This window comes from Citrobacter sp. Cf072, assembly GCF_030334485.1.
Lineage (GTDB): Bacteria > Pseudomonadota > Gammaproteobacteria > Enterobacterales > Enterobacteriaceae > Citrobacter > Citrobacter freundii.
This window is the reverse complement of the sequence record NZ_JAOWDX010000038.1, coordinates 100126-115659: the sequence shown is the minus strand read 5'-3', so window position 1 is coordinate 115659 and position 15534 is coordinate 100126. Positions and strand designations below refer to the sequence as shown.

Here is a 15534-nt window from a genome sequence, read left to right as displayed (position 1 = left end):
AATTCTGCGAGCCATACACAGCAAAGGATTATGTAATGAAAAGAATTTTGGTAGCGGGTATCACTGTATTTTCACTTGCTGGTTGTGCACAAAAGGTGGATCCGCAAACGGCAGCTCAAGCCCAACAACCTGTTTATTGCCAGGGTAAAGATCAGTGTGATGCCTACTGGGCACGAGCTAAGGCATGGATTGCAATGAACTCTGGGTGGAAGATTCAGATGGCTGATGAGACTGTCATCTCCACTTATAGCCCAGTAGGCACGAGCGCGGTTCTTGGTTACCAGGTAGTCAAGACACCGCTTGGCGGGGATAAAAGTGAAATTGTTGTCCAGACCGCATGCGCAAACATGTTCGGATGCATCCCCGGCGCCGCAGAACAAACTGCAAAACTGAAAAACTACATCAAAGCGCAGTAATCAATCTTTCCGCCCGGTAGACCAAACCACCGGGCTCCCCCCCCATACCAAAAAATCCTCAGAATCCCGCACCCCATCAATCGAACCAAGCTCCATCAATCTACCATTCCCACGACAGATACAACCAACATCAATTTTTTTATAAATAAATTCATTTAGCTATCAATAGTTTAATAGCATTTGCTATTATTCAATATCAATACGTATTGCTATAATCAATACTCATAGCTATTATCAATCCATCGAAACGAAACATCGACAGCTGAGCGAAGTTAGCCAGCGGCGGACAGCAAGTCGCCTGCTTTTTAACAACATGCAAAGTCGGAACAGCACTCGGTAATCCTGTTTAGACCCCAACGTACAAATTCGGCGCAGCACCGGGCGCGATCCGGTCGGTGTGAGGCTACCCCCTCGCGAGAGCGATAAAGGCGTGGGAACGGGCAACACTGGCGGGATGAGAGGTGCGAAGCGCAAACAGATTTATTCCAGTCCATTCGAAGCTGAGTGGGCTGGGCTGAATTAAAGAGTCTTTCACGCCCGATTGGGCGACACGTTCAAATGGCTAGCCGCTGCCACCCTTTTCGACGCGGCGCACCGTATCGGAGGAGTTATGTAACAGGTAACAGTGACGACTGAAAACCAACATTCAGCCCCGGATTATGCCGGGGCACACAGTGGAATGTTTTGGGGTGTGGTGGCGGTGTCCTCAAGCGAGGTGCAACGCTAGCAGTGTGATAAGACCTGAAAACCGGCTGGGCAGATAGTTGTTTGCCAATACAGAAAACAGGGCGTCAGGAAGTAAGTGAGAGTGGCGACTCAGTGCCAGTCCACCACACCACCAAAGCATTTCTCCCGCATCAGCGGGTAACGACAGAGGGTAAGGCGATGAAAACAAGTAGCGGACAAGAGATTTTAAAGGGCTTCAATGTTCGGGATATCTCTGCTGATTATGACGAGCCAAGGTTTGATGTTTTGTTTGTCCACGATGATGGCAAATGTCGGTATTCAAACGATGTTTTTGGTTCTGAGCAAGAAGCCATCAGTTACGCAGAAACATGTAACGCCAACACAGCAGACAATGAATGCTGGGACTACTACCAGCACTCTTCAACCAGCAACGACTGGAAGTTGATTCAACACATTCAAACTAAAGCCGCCTAACCAGCGGCTTTTTTCATACCCAAACGGGTTCAAAGAGCCTGTTTCGTTATGACAACCGGCGGCCATCCACCGCCAATATTGTTTGAATACGCGCTTGCGCAGAAGTCTTTAGTTCTGACATTCGGGAAAGACCGGGAGAGAAAATGAATTGGTCAAACTACTTTACTTACGATCCAAAGCTCGGCCTGCTGCGATGGAAGCAAAGACCAGCTGACATAGATGACTCAGCAGCAAAAATCAGATCGTGGAATAAGCGATACGCAGGCAAGGAAGCGGGAACCACGAGAGCCGATGGATATATCGCTGTTGAGATTGTTTTCCTCAAGCGAAAAATAAAGGCCCACAGAATTATATGGGAGATGCACAACGGTCCTATTCCTGACGGACTCGTAATTGACCATATAAACCGTAACCGATCTGATAACAGGCTTGAAAATCTCCGGGTGGTCACGCGTCGAGATAACTTTCTGAACTCGGAAAGATTCGACGGAAAGCCGCTGCCGCCAATCAAAACAGACGAACACCGTACCTTCAAAAAGCAGAGAACTCACGCCAAAGGCACGAGCAAGTTGAAGGTTAGCCGCCCCAAACCATGGTCGGCAAAGATATGGGTTGATGGACGCAACGTTTCCCTCGGCTATTACGCGACAGAATCTGAAGCGAGCGCTGCTTATCAAGCGGCAGTCGCCAAGTATCGAAACAACTAACCACCGGCGGCGCGGCCTTAAGCGCGGAGATGATTATGAAATACACCATGAAAGTTTACGCTAGCTCTCCTGAATATGGCGCCTACCTTAAAAGCCGATTTGGGGGCGATAAAAGTGGCCAGTCATTTGAATGGGCCGGTCACCGCTGGGCGTACGAAGTCACCAGCTTTGACGATGCTGGCGATTACGACCTGCTTTACCGCTTTGATGACAAGCCATATCCGGAAGAGGTTTCAGTCACTACAGATGACATGACGATACGCGACTACTTCGCAACTGCTTATATGCAAGGAGTTGCTGCCAAATCTGGCGCTTTATATGACCGAAAGGACTTGGCTAATGAAGCTTATCAAATGGCTGACGCAATGCTCCGCGCCCGGGAGGCATCATGACAGTCACCCACAACGGCAAGCAGTACACCGCCAAAAAGCTCAACGATAACGAGTGGCAGCTGACGTCGGTGTCGAACCCGCGCGACAAGCTGACGCTGAACCGCTGGCAGATGCATATCGCTGGCCTCCTAGAACAGGTTGAGGTGAAGGCATGATCAACCACTACGGCACCACGCCGCTCATTCGCCAGTGCGTCACGCCCGGCATGATGGCAATGCATGAAGGCCGAACCTATCGCGTCTCAGCAGTAATTCAGGAGCGCAAATGGGTATGCCTGCACACCGATGCAGAGATTATCCGGCTCACTGACTGCGTGATTGACGTCCTTCTCGACGGTAGCGGAAACCCTATCCAGCACTAATTTCAAACCCATTCCCCTACTCGTCCGGCTATCGCAGACGGGAAGCGCACAACCAAATTTCAGGAGCCTATTATGGCTGCATATCTCGTTCAAGACCGTATCGAGGCGCAGAACTGGACGCGCCATTATCAGCAAATCGCCAGAGAAGAGCGTGAATCTGAATTGGCTAATGACCTCGAAAAAGGATTACCACAGAGCAAACTGGAATCGTTGTGCGTTGACGAGTTGCAACGGCGCGGGGCCAGCAAGAAGGCCATTTCCAAAGCATTCGATGATGATGTCGAGTTTCAGGAAAAGGCCGCTGAATTTATTCGCTACATGGCAGAGACAATTGCTCGACACCAAACAGATATTGATGAGGGATAGTAACAATGAGCATCAGCATTGTTGAGTTCGTTAAACAACAGGAGCCGCTATTTGTTGGCGCGGTTACCGACCAGTCAGTTACATGGGCTAAGGAAAGCCAGTTCGCTATTCAGTACTTCCAACGTAACGACTACTTAGCCAAGACGGCGCTTTCAAACCCTATCAGTGCACAGAACGCCATCATCAACGTTGCGGCGATCGGCATAACTCTTAACCCGGCAAGCAAGCTGGCTTATCTGGTGCCGCGCGATGGCATGGTGTGCCTTGATATCAGCTATATGGGGCTTCTTCATCTTGCGCAGTCTACCGGTTCCATTAAGTGGGGGCAGTGCAAACTGGTGTATTCAAATGACACCTACGAATCGAACGGACTCGATACTGCCCCTACCCACAAATACAACGCATTCGGCGATCGCGGTGAAGTTGTCGGTGGATACTGCACAGTTAAAACAGCTGATGGCGATTACCTGACAGAAGAAATGAGCCTGGCAGAAATCAAAGCTACGGAAGCAACCAGCAAGGCCAAGAACGGACCATGGAAAAACTTCTGGGAAGAGATGGCGCGTAAGACCATCGTTAAGCGAGCCAGCAAGTACTGGCCACGCGCAGAGCGTCTGGATAACGCGATCCACGTCATCAATGAAGATGAAGGGATTTTCCAGGAACCGGTTATGCCGCACAAGCCAGAGGAAGACATTCGCGAGGATGCCAAGAAACAGCAGCAAGAAATCATGGATAAGGCGCAATCGCTGTGTGAAGAAATGGCGAAGTCCGAAACCATGGCAGATCTGAAGCGTCATTTCGCTGAAGCATACCGACTTACTGCCGGGATGAAGTTGCAGCAAAACATTCAGGCCATTTATTCAGAATGCAAAATTAAATTTGAGGAGGTCGCATAATGACCGCTCTTTATCAGATCGCCAATGACTTCGCAAAACTTACCGATTCAGACATGCCGCCTGAAATGATCGCCGACACTCTTGATGGCATTGAGTGGGAGCTTGAAGCAAAGGTCGAGCAAATACTTGCCGTGTGCAAAAACGAACTTGCCGATGCCGAAGCACTCAAGGAAGAGGCTAGAAGACTTATAGAGCGAGCAAAAGCATCAGAGAACCGTGTAGTGAGCCTTAAAGAGTATGTCGCTCGCTCACTTGAAACTGCCGGGAAGAAGTCCATGAAGGCAGGATTGCATCAGGTAACTGTTCGCGCCCCGTCAAAGTCTGTTGAAATCACCGACGTTAACGCCATCCCCCCTGACTTTGTCGAGTATGAAACGACAATTAAGCCTGACAAGCTCGCGATTAAACACCAGATTGAGGCCGGTATTGATGTCCCAGGCGCTCAGATAAAGATCGGGAAGCCATCACTTCTCATAAAATAGAGTGAGAAAACATCGATGAAACATGCGCATGACAACATCAGAGTCGGACGAATAACTCTTGTCTATTCAGTAGTGCAAAGAGGCTGGGTATACCACGGCCTCTCTGTTATCAGAAACCCTTTCAAGGCTCAGCGCATTGCAGAATTGCTGGATATGAGGAAGTAATCATGACCGATTACACAGGCAGCAACACGCCAGCAGAACAGCGTGATTTATGGCGCACACCACCTGCATTGTTCGCTGCGCTTGATGCTGAGTTCTGCTTCCAGCTTGATGCCGCAGCAGCGCCGCATAACGCGCTGTGCCGGAAGTTCATCACCGCCGAGCAGAACTCGCTGGAAACGCCATGGGCTCATTACCTGACTACCCCTGGTTATTGCTGGCTCAATCCACCATACAGCGACATCACGCCGTTCGTTAAGAAGGCTGCCGCCGAGAGCGCCAATCAGATCGGCACGGTGATGCTGGTACCGGCTGATACTTCTGTTGGCTGGTTCAAAGAAGCAATCCAGACCGCCAGCGAAGTTCGCTTCATCACTGCCGGGCGCCTGGCATTTATCAACCCGGTCACCGGTAAGCCAGTATCGGGAAATAACAAAGGCTCGATGCTCATCATCTGGCGCCCGTACCCGCGTACACACTGCCACTTCGCAACTGTGGACCGGGACGAGCTGATGGCTTTCGGGGCGAAACTTCTCGCCCGCAGGGAGGCCGCATGACGCCAGAGCAAGACAACGCAGTACGCGCACAGGGACGTAAATGCGTTGCAGAGATTCAGCAGGCTATGAAATGCAGGCCTAAGCCGAAATGGAATGCAGTAGTTCCGCCAATCATCAAGAAGCATCACCAGAAAATTGCGCCGCTGGGTATTAGCCTGGTGGCATTCGTTAGCAGCATCGGTCGCATGCAAGGCCGATACGGAGTCGAATCATGACGCTAACCAAACGAATCACCAGGTCGCTATCGCGGCCTTTTTTATTGCTGGTGTTCACCTTCAACCGAATTAACCGACAGTTCCGGGAGCATTGAATATGGCTCGCTACAAATTCACAAACCGTAAGGCTCGCATTGAGAAGAAGTTCAGTAAATCGGCGATGGAGCTGCTTATTCAACTAAGGCCAAGAAGCATTAACGCCGCAGATTTCACCCTTGAGTGTGGTGATTTCGAAGGCCGTCATGGAACGGTTTATCACGACGAATGGCACCTTTGGGGATCCCCTGATTACTGGACTGGCGACTGCGATAGTTACGATGCCTTTTTCGTGCTCCACGACCATTTAATTATGCTGACGCATGATCATGAGGGCGAGATGGATGCCCGCAATAAAGCTGGCTGGGACGAAGAAATAGACATCACTCCTTATTGTTCTCCGTGGCGCCTTGGCACCGTCAACCGCGCTGAAATTATCAGGCATTGCCGACAGCTCGTGTCTGCCGGTATCAACTGGGACGCATAACATGGCCGACATCATCGATACCGCAGCAGAGATTGAAGAGCTTCAGCGTAACGCTGCCCTTTCCGCTCACAGATTGAACCGCAACGCAGTATCAGCTGAGCGTTGCGAAGAATGCGACGAACCAATTCCCGTGCCGCGGCGCGCTGCCGTTCCCGGCTGCAAGACGTGCGCGGAGTGCCAGGCTGACCTGGAGCTTATACGCAAGCAAAGGGGGTTGTGATGGACAGGGCCGAAATTGATTTAATTCTTGAGAGTAAGCCAAGGAAATTTCACAGGAACAACCTTGTTAAAGGTGTTGGTAAAAACGACTCACCTTTCTGCACAGGGGCCGAGTTCGATGGAAAGGTGATCAACCATAGGGCTTATGATATTTGGTGCGGAATGCTACAGAGAGCAACGTGCCCCTCCTACCAGGAAAAGCATCCGCACTACAAAGGTTGCTCTGTATGCGAAGAGTGGCTCACGTTCACAACCTTTTTCGCATGGTGGAAGCAAAATCACGTAGATGGCTGGGAGTTGGACAAGGACTTTACAGTGATTGGCAATAAGGTTTATTCCCCCGAAACATGTATTTTTATCCCAAGCCAGCTCAATTCTTTTATCAACGCAAAAGGCAAACACAACGGCGAATTACCTGTTGGCGTTATGTACGTTCCATCACTTTCAAAATTCAAAAGCGTAATCATTTTCATGCGCCAGTACCATTATCTCGGGCTGTTCGAGTCAGCCGATGATGCCCATCTTGCATGGATTACCAAAAAGTTAACATTCGCCTACCAATTCAAAGAAATGTGCAATCTGATTTCCCCTCGTCTTTTTGATGCGTTACTAACTCGCGTTTTGGCGATATCAAACGCACCAAGTAAGTACGAAATTGCCGAGCGGATCGCCGAAGAAATCGAAACAGCAGAACACTTAAAACGCCTCCGCGCTATGCGGGCGGCATGAGGAGAGATTATGCGCATCACTATGACGGTTAACTCAACGCTGGATATTGAGAACGCCATCGCCGCATTGCGCAAGTTCATCAGCGAGAAGAGGCATGATGATGGTACGAGCGATGTGTGGGGAATCGGCATTACTGGTGGAACATACTTTTCAGTGGGCGTTAAGCCGAACGGGAATTACACGGTTAAGCAGCAGAATTAAGGAGTGGTTATGTCAGATTTGGCAATGAAGGTTTTGAAGTGGCAGACGACAGGAAATGTCGGTGTTAGCAGTGCGACGATGGCATCCATTGCTTTAGGGCTGGAAAAGCCGTTCTACGGCAGTGGATTTGGCGCGCCACACGACCCATCAGATATGCTGCGTTGCATGAAATTGCTGGAAGCCATCCCAGAGATTCGTGACCACTTCCCCACTATCGCTAAGCGGGTGCCAGCATTCAAAGGGATTATTGAACAGTGGGATGAGCTTGTTGAGGTGATGAATCGGGAATGCGTTGGCGACAACTGGCGCGCGCCGGACGCATACAACCTGATTAAAAAACTGAGAGGAGATGACGATCCGCACCGAACAATCAGATTTTCATGACGCAACTGATAGCCAGTTATGAGCTGGCTATTGGGTGCGGATGCACTGCCACGTTATCCCCCATTTGCCCGGCCAATAGTGCCGGGTTCTTTTTGCCTGGAGAAAAGCATGCAAACAACAATCAGCATTCAACCGGTTCTGGTTAACCGTGAGCGCGTTCAGGAGATGCTTGGTGGTATCTCCAGAACCACGTTTTATCGTAAGCGAAAACAGTGGGAAGAATCTGGCACACCATTCCCGCAGGAAGTGGAAGAAATCCACCCACCTAAAGGCGGCGCTCTCTTCCGCTATGTAGAGGTTATTCAGTTCTGCAAAGATAAAGGACTATTGGCTGCACACGCCTGAATCTTCTCAGCCCACAATTCTGCCGCTGCCTGCTGCTCGGGGATGTAGTCATACTGGTCATAGACAGCCAGCATCCCCGTTAGCTTATGTCCGAGTATCTTCTCTGATACGTGAGGCGCAACGCCAAGCTCAGCCATCTTTGTTTTGCACGTTCTTCGCAGGTCGTGCAGAGACCAGTGCTCCCCACCCATTACCTCTTCCACCTGCCCCGCGATGGAAATCAATGTACTGGCTGACATAGGCCTGTCCACCTGCAGCTTAGCCGGTGGAAACACGATTGACTGATCGGGGTACACATCAAAAACTTTCTGCAGATAGTCGGCTGCCAGCTGAGAAATCCCACGCACAAAGCGCTTACGCGTTTTCGAGTTCTCTTTCGGTATTACCCACTCCCTCGCCTTCAGGTCAAAGTCACCCTTCCTTGCCAGCCTCAACTCAACACCGCGGCAACCGGTAAGCGCCACAAGGCGGATCAGCATTTTGTTTTGCCATGACATCTTGGTTTTATCGATGGCATTCCAGAACGCGCCGATCTCTTCGTCATTCAGGAATCTTTCCCCATCATCCGGGCGGCTACCGACATCATTAATTTCGAGTAACATTAGCGAATTTGAAGTTATACGTTTTCGGCGCAGCGCATAGCGGATCACCTGCTTCATCTTCACCAGCACGTTACCGGCCTGAACTGGCGAACCACCTTTCGTTATGCGCAGGAATATCTGCTCCCACTCAACGGGGCTCATCTCATCTGCTATCAGTCGACCGTAATTGTCGGTAACGTGAAGCTTCAGCATCCGCTTCCAGTATTCGTACTTCACCATCTCTTTCACTGACGGTGTTTCAAGCCACTCATCAACGAGGGTGCTTATGCTTGGTGAGCTGGATACGATGTCCCTGGCTTTTTTCCGCTGCATTGCCGGGTCGCGTCCCTCTTCCAGCCAGCCCTTGCATTCCTCCATAGCGTCACGGGCTTCTTTAATCGACATCTTGCCGTAGGTGCCGAGTTTTAGCCTGGCCGGTTTCCCGTTGAAGCGATAGCGGTACTGAAAGGTGATAAGTCCCTTTGGGCTGATCCTGGCAGAAAGTCCACCACCGTCAGCTATCTCCTCTGGTCCATCATATGGCTTGCCAGCTATACGCCTGAGCTTGGTATCGTTGAGAGGCATGCTTGTCCCTGTTCAGCTTTATCGGAATTGGTACACGATTTGGTACACAGATTCTACGACACGAACACAGACAAGATGAACTAAATTGAAACGGGTAAATTGAAGAAAGTTAGGTGTGATGCGGAATTGATGAAACAGGTGGGAACAGACAGGAATGAGGTGAAATTCTGGATGGTACTTACACGTAAGATCACATACAAAGATTCAATATTTAAAATTATCAAAAAGGTGTGGGCTGATTCCCGCTTCACTCTGCGAAATATGTCACTGGTCGCCTTAAAGACCACACTGGACCTACACCCGCTTTTTGATAACACCGTTTGACAGTGTACACGGCATTACGGGTCGATCAAAGCAGCAATCAACGTGCGCTCTATGATGTAAATCAATTCACTCACACCCAACCATCTTTGTTACACTTGCACAAAGTCATCTAACCTGAGCAGGAAAAAAACAATGCCCACAAATCGCTTTGCGAAGAAACACTGGAAGATGGTTGTGATTCTGCTCGTTATTTGTGCGGCCATGTTGATGCTGCGCTGGGCTGCGATGATCTGGGGCTAAATGACGCTCACCCGCTGTTCCGATTTCGTTTATTTATCGATTAATCGAATTCGTCTGAAAATAACGCGTTATGGCCAGGTAGAAAAATAAAACGCAAATTAAATATTAAATAAACTTAACTTTAATTTAGAAAAGCCAGGCCATTTATTTGACCCGGCTTGTCACTACATCCGATAACCGAGGGAAACTGTCGTGCGGCGATCGGTATGCTCCGGCGCTGTTGCCGGTGGTTCAGAGTTCCAGGTCACGTTGTAAGCCACCTTTAACCCAAAGTGTTCGTTGATGGCAACGTTCAGGGCAGTTTCAGAGTTGAGTGTGGTATCGTCAGCGCCGAATACCGACACCCCCTGAGTAAACTTGGTATTGTCCGTCATCTGCCATGCGTAGGCCCCGGACGCATAGCCCAGCGGCTGTGTTTCGGTAGTGCCATCCGTGTGCTCGTCATAGCGCACGCCAGGACCGAATTCGAAACGGAAGCTGTGCACAGGCCCGTTGAGGAACTGACGACCATAACCCGCAGTCAGCACGTCACGCTCGCGGTAGCCGTTGTAGCGGTCGGTCAACCAGCTTGCCTGTCCAAAGAGATAGTCATAGTCGGTCATGTTGTAACGACTACGGCCACCTACGGCATATTTCTCCGATGAACGCTCATCATTTGAGGAGGTATTACTGGCATTTCCCCACAGAGACCATGCGGTCGTTTGGCCGTACCAGGTCATGGTGGTATCTGCGGTTAAAGAAGAACTTTTTGTGTTGCCTGACTGGGCGAGATATCCCGCGTTCAGGTTACCTTCAAAGGGTTTTTTCGCGCTGGAAGGGTCATCCATGACAGTAAAAACGGAATCATCGGCGGCAGCATGCATTGACGCAAGCAGGCCTCCCGTCAGCAGCAATGCTGCGGGCACTGTCTTCAAAAGCTTCATTTATTAAGAGTCCGTACAACAAAAAAAGAGACCATTACGGTCTCGGAAACTTTCATATGGATCAATGACAAAAGACCCTTGAAAGGTAACAAATTATAAAAAGACTCGAATAACATAGCAATAAATTCTTATTTCATTTTTTGAATAAGAGCGCTCCTAAACCTTTATTTTATTTATATAACTTTATGACGATAATTTTAAATAAAGATATGAAAAATCATGTTGTTAATTACTTCACTTTCGGGAGGTTAAGTGCCAGACTGAGGACAGCCTAACAGGAGGTAAAGATGGTACGTATCTATACGTTAACACTTGCGCCCTCTCTCGATAGCGCAACAATCACCCCGCAAATTTACCCGGAAGGTAAGCTTCGTTGTACCTCGCCAGTTTTTGAACCCGGCGGCGGCGGCATCAACGTTGCTCGCGCAATTGCCCATCTTGGCGGAACCGCAACGGCGATTTTCCCCGCGGGGGGGGCAACCGGAGAGCATCTTATTGCATTGCTCGCCGACGAAAATGTTCCCGTATCCACTGTCGAAGCCAAAGATTGGACCCGACAAAATCTTCATGTCCACGTTGAGTCCAGCGGCGAACAATATCGTTTTGTCATGCCTGGTGCTGCGCTGACCGATGACGAGTTCTACCAACTTCAGGATCAGGTGCTGGAAATTGAATCTGGTGCATTGCTGGTCATCAGCGGTAGTTTGCCGCCCGGCGTACAGCTTGAGAAGTTGACCCGACTGATTACCACCGCACAAAAACAAGGGATCCGCTGTATTGTCGACAGTTCAGGTGAAGCACTGACGGCGGCGTTAGCCATCGGCAATATCGAACTGGTCAAACCTAACCTCAAAGAACTGAGTGCGCTGGTAAATCGAGAACTGACACAGCCCGATGATGTGCGCAAGGCCGCACAGGAAATCGTACATAGTGGAAAAGCGCACCGCGTTGTGGTCTCGCTTGGGCCGCAAGGGGCGCTGGGCGTAGATCGAGATACCTGCGTTCAGGTGGTTCCGCCACCGGTGAAAAGTCAAAGCACCGTAGGCGCGGGCGACAGTATGGTCGGGGCCATGACGCTTAAACTGGCTGAGAATGCACCTTTTGAGGATATTGTCCGTTACGGCGTCGCCGCAGGTAGCGCTGCAACGCTAAATCAGGGTACGCGCCTGTGCTCTTTGGACGACACGCAAAAAATTTATTCGTATCTCACTCAGTAATGACACCGTCCCTCTTTTGAAGAGAAAGGGGGATTCTCGCGTAAAACTGTCAGCATGGGTGTTATGCGACTATGATAAAAATCACGTGATTACAAAGAAGTGAATCATGTGCAGTCAGACGTCTCCACAACGGTACGGGGTGAAAAAGAGCGACAAACATTAAGTGCCTTTCCAGCGATGACGCGTCCGTGGTGTGCGTCAGTTCGTGTTTTTTAACCGCATTCTTGCGCTAACCTTATGATCTGGCAGACAACATGGGGAGAGACATCATGTGGCAGGCTATCAGTCGTCTTTTAAGCGAGCAATTAGGTGAAGGCGAAATCGAACTGCGTAATGAACTGCCCGGCGGAGAGATTCACGCCGCATGGCATTTACGCTATGCGGGGCGAGATTTTTTCGTCAAATGCGATGAAAGAGAGCTGTTAACCGGCTTTACGGCAGAAGCCGATCAGCTGGAGCTACTTTCCCGCAGTCAAACTGTATCGGTACCGAAAGTCTGGGCAGTAGGCGCAGACAGAGATTACAGCTTTCTGGTGATGGATTTCCTCCCTCCCCGTCCGCTTGATGCGCATAACGCATTTATCCTCGGTCAACAGCTTGCGCATTTGCACGAATGGAGCGACCAGCCTCAGTTTGGTCTCGACTTCGATAACGCGCTCTCTACCACACCGCAGCCCAATACCTGGCAACGTCGCTGGTCAACCTTTTTCGCCGAGCAGCGTATAGGCTGGCAACTGGAACTCGCCGCTGAAAAAGGCATTGCGTTTGGCAATATTGATGCCATCGTCGAACATGTCCAGCAACGTCTCTCTTCTCATCAGCCGCAGCCGTCTCTCCTGCACGGTGATTTGTGGTCCGGGAACTGCGCCCTCGGTCCTAACGGTCCGTACATCTTTGACCCTGCCTGCTACTGGGGGGACAGAGAGTGCGACCTGGCAATGCTGCCGTTACATACCGATCAGCCGCCGCAAATTTATGACGGTTACCAGTCAGTCTCACCACTACCGCTGGACTTTCTTGACAGGCAGCCAATCTACCAGCTCTATACGCTGCTGAATCGAGCAATTCTGTTCGGAGGACAGCATCTGGTTGTGGCGCAGAAAGCGCTGGATAGATTACTCGCTGCTTAACTACGTACCGCGTTGCTTATCAGGCCTGCCGTTTCGCAACGTGGCAGGCCCGATAGAGCGGCACTTACAAAAAGCCCAGCAATGAGAAGAAGAAGTAGCCGATCACGATAACGATCACCGGCAAAATATAAAGCGGGAAAATTTGTAAGAAGATCGTATGGTGCGGTACCACAATTCGCGACTCAAGTTGCTCGCGGGATAATCCTTCACTGCCTTTTGCCTGTTCCAGAATCAGCTGATCCTCAACGCCTTCGCGTAAGAAACGTGCCTGGCGGCTCATTCTAGCGCCTGAATCCTGCAACGCCAGACCGATAAAAATCAGGATGAATATCAGCCAAAAAACGAGATTCAGTCCACTTTGAAAATCGGGCGTTGGCGAGTTATACCAGAACACGTTAAGAAAAGGTGTATTAACCCGCATCATATCGATCATCACGTGAGCAAAATCGAGCATGACCGCGTTAATTCCCTCCTGCTTTTCGCTGTGCGCATACATAAACTTCAGTACAGAAACCAGTGTTGAAATCAGCGCGGGAATGAAAATTACCCATCCCACCAGCCTTTTCAAGACGGCAATGCGTCCAGCTTGTTGATACGTCATGAGTTCCCCTTGATAAAGACGTGTCATTTTGGCCTAAGTTTACCCGCTGATAACCGTTTTCGCCTGATCTTTAAAGGCGGTATACTGCTGAATTAGCCATAATGAACGCTCAGAGCCTGTTATTACTGGCTCTTAATCCCTTTTATCACCGTAAAGGAGAGGTTGTAATGTCAACCCCGCGTCAAATTCTTGCTGCAATTTTCGATATGGATGGGTTACTGGTCGATTCTGAACCGCTTTGGGATCTGGCTGAACTGGATGTGATAGCAAGTTTAGGCGTTGATATCTCCCGCCGCCATGAACTTCCCGATACTCTTGGCTTACGCATCGATATGGTGGTCGATTTGTGGTTTGCGCAGCAACCGTGGAACGGTCCCTCACGTCAGGAAGTCACCGAGCGCATCATCACCCGGGCCATTGCGTTAGTGGAAGAAACAAAACCACTGCTGCCGGGTGTGCGTGAAGCCGTGGCGTTGTGCAAATCTCAGGGCATCAAAGTAGGACTGGCATCCGCCTCGCCGCTGCATATGCTGGAAAAAGTGCTGACCATGTTTGATCTGCGCAGCAGCTTCGACGCTCTGGCTTCCGCAGAAAAACTGCCCTACAGCAAACCGCACCCGCAGGTTTATCTCGATTGCGCCACAAAACTGGGCATTGATCCGTTAAACTGCGTAGCACTGGAAGACTCGGTAAACGGCATGATTGCTTCGAAAGCCGCCCGTATGCGTTCCATCGTCGTACCAGCGCATGAGAATCAGGAAGATCCCCGCTTCGTTCTTGCCGACGTCAAACTAACCTCGCTCACCGAACTTACTGCTGTTCATCTGCGCGGCTAATCCTGTAACGGGCAATGATCGTATTGCCCGCCCTCTCAGATTTTTTATTTTTAAAACATCGTTTCATTTTTAATTGTGTTTCTGTTTAACCTCTCCTATCCTTGCCCTATAGAGCAAGCGTTAATGACATAAATAGTTGAGGTAAACATGATTCAGGAAGCTTTTCGTCTCGAAGGTAAAGTAGCCATCGTCACTGGATGTGACACCGGCCTTGGGCAGGGTATGGCAGTGGCGCTGGCTGAAGCGGGCTGCGATGTAGTCGGCGTGAATCGTAAAATACCACATGAAACCGCAGAGAAAATTAACGCCCTCGGTCGACGTTTTATGGCTATTCAGGCCGACCTCAGCCAACAAGATGCTCTCACCAGCATCGTGACACAATCGGTGTCGGCGTTTGGCCGGATCGATATTCTGGTCAACAATGCGGGAACCATACGCCGTCAGGATGCGCTGGACTTCAGTGAAAAGGATTGGGATGACGTGATGAATCTGAATCTCAAATCTGTTTTCTTTCTGTCACAGGCCGTGGCGCGCCAGTTTCTGGCTCAGGGCAATGGCGGAAAAATTATTAACATTGCCTCGATGCTCTCTTTTCAGGGCGGAATCCGCGTCCCTTCCTATACAGCATCAAAAAGCGGTGTACTGGGCATCACTCGCCTGCTCGCCAATGAATGGGCGGCCAAAGGAATTAATGTCAATGCTATCGCACCCGGCTATATGGCGACCAATAATACCCAGCAGCTGCGCGCAGACAGCGAGCGCAATCAGGAGATTATCGATCGTATTCCCGCAGGGCGCTGGGGCACGCCAAATGATCTGAAAGGCCCGGTCGTATTCCTCGCAAGTTCCGCCTCTGACTATATTCATGGCTATACGCTAGCCGTGGATGGCGGTTGGCTGGCGCGGTAATGGCGCACTTGTGACAAAGGGTTACAACGTCACCTCTTCCGCCTACTGTATAAAACCCCTATACTGTAT

The 15534-nt window shown here is 50.2% G+C and carries 26 protein-coding genes; 23 read left to right on the top strand and 3 right to left on the bottom strand.

The window, feature by feature from the left end; all coding sequences use genetic code 11:
• The first annotated feature begins 35 nt into the window (after positions 1-35).
• From OGX66_RS06400 to OGX66_RS06315, 18 genes are all read left to right on the top strand, one after another.
• Positions 36-416 (top strand): hypothetical protein, encoded by a 381-nt coding sequence (locus OGX66_RS06400; RefSeq protein ID WP_233101314.1) that lies wholly within the window; start codon positions 36-38, stop codon positions 414-416.
• Positions 417-1301: 885 nt separating this feature from the next.
• Entirely contained in the window at positions 1302-1577 is a 276-nt protein-coding gene (locus OGX66_RS06395) for a hypothetical protein (RefSeq protein WP_286511052.1), read from the top strand.
• A 143-nt stretch (positions 1578-1720) separates the two neighbouring features.
• Complete coding sequence (locus OGX66_RS06390) at positions 1721-2284, top strand: HNH endonuclease signature motif containing protein (RefSeq protein WP_258925867.1); 564 nt, start codon at positions 1721-1723, stop codon at positions 2282-2284.
• 35 nt (positions 2285-2319) lie between these two features.
• Positions 2320-2676, top strand: a complete 357-nt coding sequence (locus tag OGX66_RS06385) for a hypothetical protein (RefSeq protein ID WP_286511050.1) — start codon at positions 2320-2322, stop codon at positions 2674-2676.
• A complete protein-coding gene (locus OGX66_RS06380) occupies positions 2673-2831 on the top strand; it encodes a hypothetical protein (RefSeq protein WP_180242121.1) in 159 nt (52 codons plus the stop codon). The genes OGX66_RS06385 and OGX66_RS06380 overlap by 4 nt, the downstream gene beginning before the upstream one ends.
• On the top strand, positions 2828-3037 hold the full coding sequence (locus OGX66_RS06375; protein WP_270932847.1) for a cell division protein FtsZ: 210 nt from the start codon (positions 2828-2830) through the stop codon (positions 3035-3037). The genes OGX66_RS06380 and OGX66_RS06375 overlap by 4 nt, the downstream gene beginning before the upstream one ends.
• A gap of 72 nt (positions 3038-3109) precedes the next feature.
• A complete protein-coding gene (locus OGX66_RS06370; RefSeq protein WP_270932848.1) occupies positions 3110-3403 on the top strand; it encodes a host-nuclease inhibitor Gam family protein in 294 nt (97 codons plus the stop codon).
• Between the two features lie 5 nt (positions 3404-3408).
• A complete protein-coding gene (locus OGX66_RS06365) occupies positions 3409-4302 on the top strand; it encodes a RecT family recombinase (protein WP_286511044.1) in 894 nt (297 codons plus the stop codon).
• Positions 4302-4784 (top strand): siphovirus Gp157 family protein, encoded by a 483-nt coding sequence (locus OGX66_RS06360; protein ID WP_275388241.1) that lies wholly within the window; start codon positions 4302-4304, stop codon positions 4782-4784. The genes OGX66_RS06365 and OGX66_RS06360 overlap by 1 nt, the downstream gene beginning before the upstream one ends.
• A 15-nt stretch (positions 4785-4799) precedes the next feature.
• Complete coding sequence (locus tag OGX66_RS06355; protein ID WP_275388240.1) at positions 4800-4949, top strand: DUF1317 family protein; 150 nt, start codon at positions 4800-4802, stop codon at positions 4947-4949.
• A gap of 2 nt (positions 4950-4951) precedes the next feature.
• A complete protein-coding gene (locus tag OGX66_RS06350) occupies positions 4952-5503 on the top strand; it encodes a phage N-6-adenine-methyltransferase (protein WP_275388239.1) in 552 nt (183 codons plus the stop codon).
• On the top strand, positions 5500-5718 hold the full coding sequence (locus OGX66_RS06345) for a hypothetical protein (protein ID WP_121567097.1): 219 nt from the start codon (positions 5500-5502) through the stop codon (positions 5716-5718). Before OGX66_RS06350 ends, OGX66_RS06345 begins: the two co-directional genes overlap by 4 nt.
• Positions 5719-5815: 97 nt before the next feature.
• The gene (locus OGX66_RS06340; RefSeq protein ID WP_286511039.1) at positions 5816-6241 is read left to right on the top strand and encodes a hypothetical protein; all 426 of its coding nucleotides are present in this window, start codon (positions 5816-5818) and stop codon (positions 6239-6241) included.
• A gap of 1 nt (position 6242) precedes the next feature.
• On the top strand, positions 6243-6461 hold the full coding sequence (locus OGX66_RS06335) for a TraR/DksA family transcriptional regulator (protein ID WP_192464155.1): 219 nt from the start codon (positions 6243-6245) through the stop codon (positions 6459-6461).
• Positions 6461-7189: a hypothetical protein gene (locus tag OGX66_RS06330; protein WP_286511033.1), complete on the top strand. Its 729-nt coding sequence runs from the start codon at positions 6461-6463 to the stop codon at positions 7187-7189. The genes OGX66_RS06335 and OGX66_RS06330 overlap by 1 nt, the downstream gene beginning before the upstream one ends.
• A 9-nt stretch (positions 7190-7198) precedes the next feature.
• Positions 7199-7390, top strand: a complete 192-nt coding sequence (locus OGX66_RS06325; RefSeq protein ID WP_270932849.1) for a hypothetical protein — start codon at positions 7199-7201, stop codon at positions 7388-7390.
• Between the two features lie 9 nt (positions 7391-7399).
• The gene (locus OGX66_RS06320; RefSeq protein WP_163199143.1) at positions 7400-7774 is read left to right on the top strand and encodes a hypothetical protein; all 375 of its coding nucleotides are present in this window, start codon (positions 7400-7402) and stop codon (positions 7772-7774) included.
• 108 nt (positions 7775-7882) lie between these two features.
• Positions 7883-8119, top strand: coding sequence for a hypothetical protein (locus tag OGX66_RS06315; protein ID WP_032936075.1), 237 nt, complete (start codon positions 7883-7885; stop codon positions 8117-8119).
• Here the strand turns inward: OGX66_RS06315 and OGX66_RS06310 are convergent.
• Positions 8077-9285 carry a tyrosine-type recombinase/integrase gene (locus OGX66_RS06310; RefSeq protein WP_275388238.1) on the bottom strand — a complete coding sequence of 403 codons (1209 nt, stop codon included), beginning with the start codon at positions 9283-9285 and terminating at the stop codon, positions 8077-8079. The genes OGX66_RS06315 and OGX66_RS06310 overlap by 43 nt on opposite strands.
• 456 nt (positions 9286-9741) lie before the next feature.
• Here OGX66_RS06310 and yniD point away from each other — a divergent pair, with 456 nt between their 5' ends.
• Entirely contained in the window at positions 9742-9849 is a 108-nt protein-coding gene (gene yniD / locus OGX66_RS06305; RefSeq protein WP_003030590.1) for a small membrane protein YniD, read from the top strand.
• A 164-nt stretch (positions 9850-10013) separates the two neighbouring features.
• On the opposite strand, the gene OGX66_RS06300 is transcribed toward yniD, so the two are convergent.
• On the bottom strand, positions 10014-10772 hold the full coding sequence (locus tag OGX66_RS06300; protein ID WP_003840911.1) for a DUF481 domain-containing protein: 759 nt from the start codon (positions 10770-10772) through the stop codon (positions 10014-10016).
• A 287-nt stretch (positions 10773-11059) separates the two neighbouring features.
• Between OGX66_RS06300 and pfkB the strand changes: the two genes are divergently transcribed.
• Together pfkB and OGX66_RS06290 are read left to right on the top strand one after the other, a co-directional pair.
• Positions 11060-11989 carry a 6-phosphofructokinase II gene (pfkB, locus tag OGX66_RS06295; RefSeq protein ID WP_003843456.1) on the top strand — a complete coding sequence of 310 codons (930 nt, stop codon included), beginning with the start codon at positions 11060-11062 and terminating at the stop codon, positions 11987-11989.
• A gap of 269 nt (positions 11990-12258) precedes the next feature.
• Entirely contained in the window at positions 12259-13119 is an 861-nt protein-coding gene (locus tag OGX66_RS06290; protein WP_003030598.1) for a fructosamine kinase family protein, read from the top strand.
• A gap of 64 nt (positions 13120-13183) precedes the next feature.
• Here OGX66_RS06290 and OGX66_RS06285 read toward each other — a convergent pair whose 3' ends face one another.
• Positions 13184-13720, bottom strand: coding sequence for a YniB family protein (locus tag OGX66_RS06285; RefSeq protein WP_057101647.1), 537 nt, complete (start codon positions 13718-13720; stop codon positions 13184-13186).
• A gap of 167 nt (positions 13721-13887) precedes the next feature.
• On the opposite strand from OGX66_RS06285, the gene hxpB reads away from it, so the two are divergent.
• Positions 13888-14556 carry a hexitol phosphatase HxpB gene (gene hxpB / locus OGX66_RS06280; protein WP_270932851.1) on the top strand — a complete coding sequence of 223 codons (669 nt, stop codon included), beginning with the start codon at positions 13888-13890 and terminating at the stop codon, positions 14554-14556.
• Between the two features lie 147 nt (positions 14557-14703).
• Complete coding sequence (gene kduD, locus OGX66_RS06275) at positions 14704-15465, top strand: 2-dehydro-3-deoxy-D-gluconate 5-dehydrogenase KduD (RefSeq protein WP_003840907.1); 762 nt, start codon at positions 14704-14706, stop codon at positions 15463-15465.
• The last annotated feature ends 69 nt before the right edge of the window (positions 15466-15534 follow it).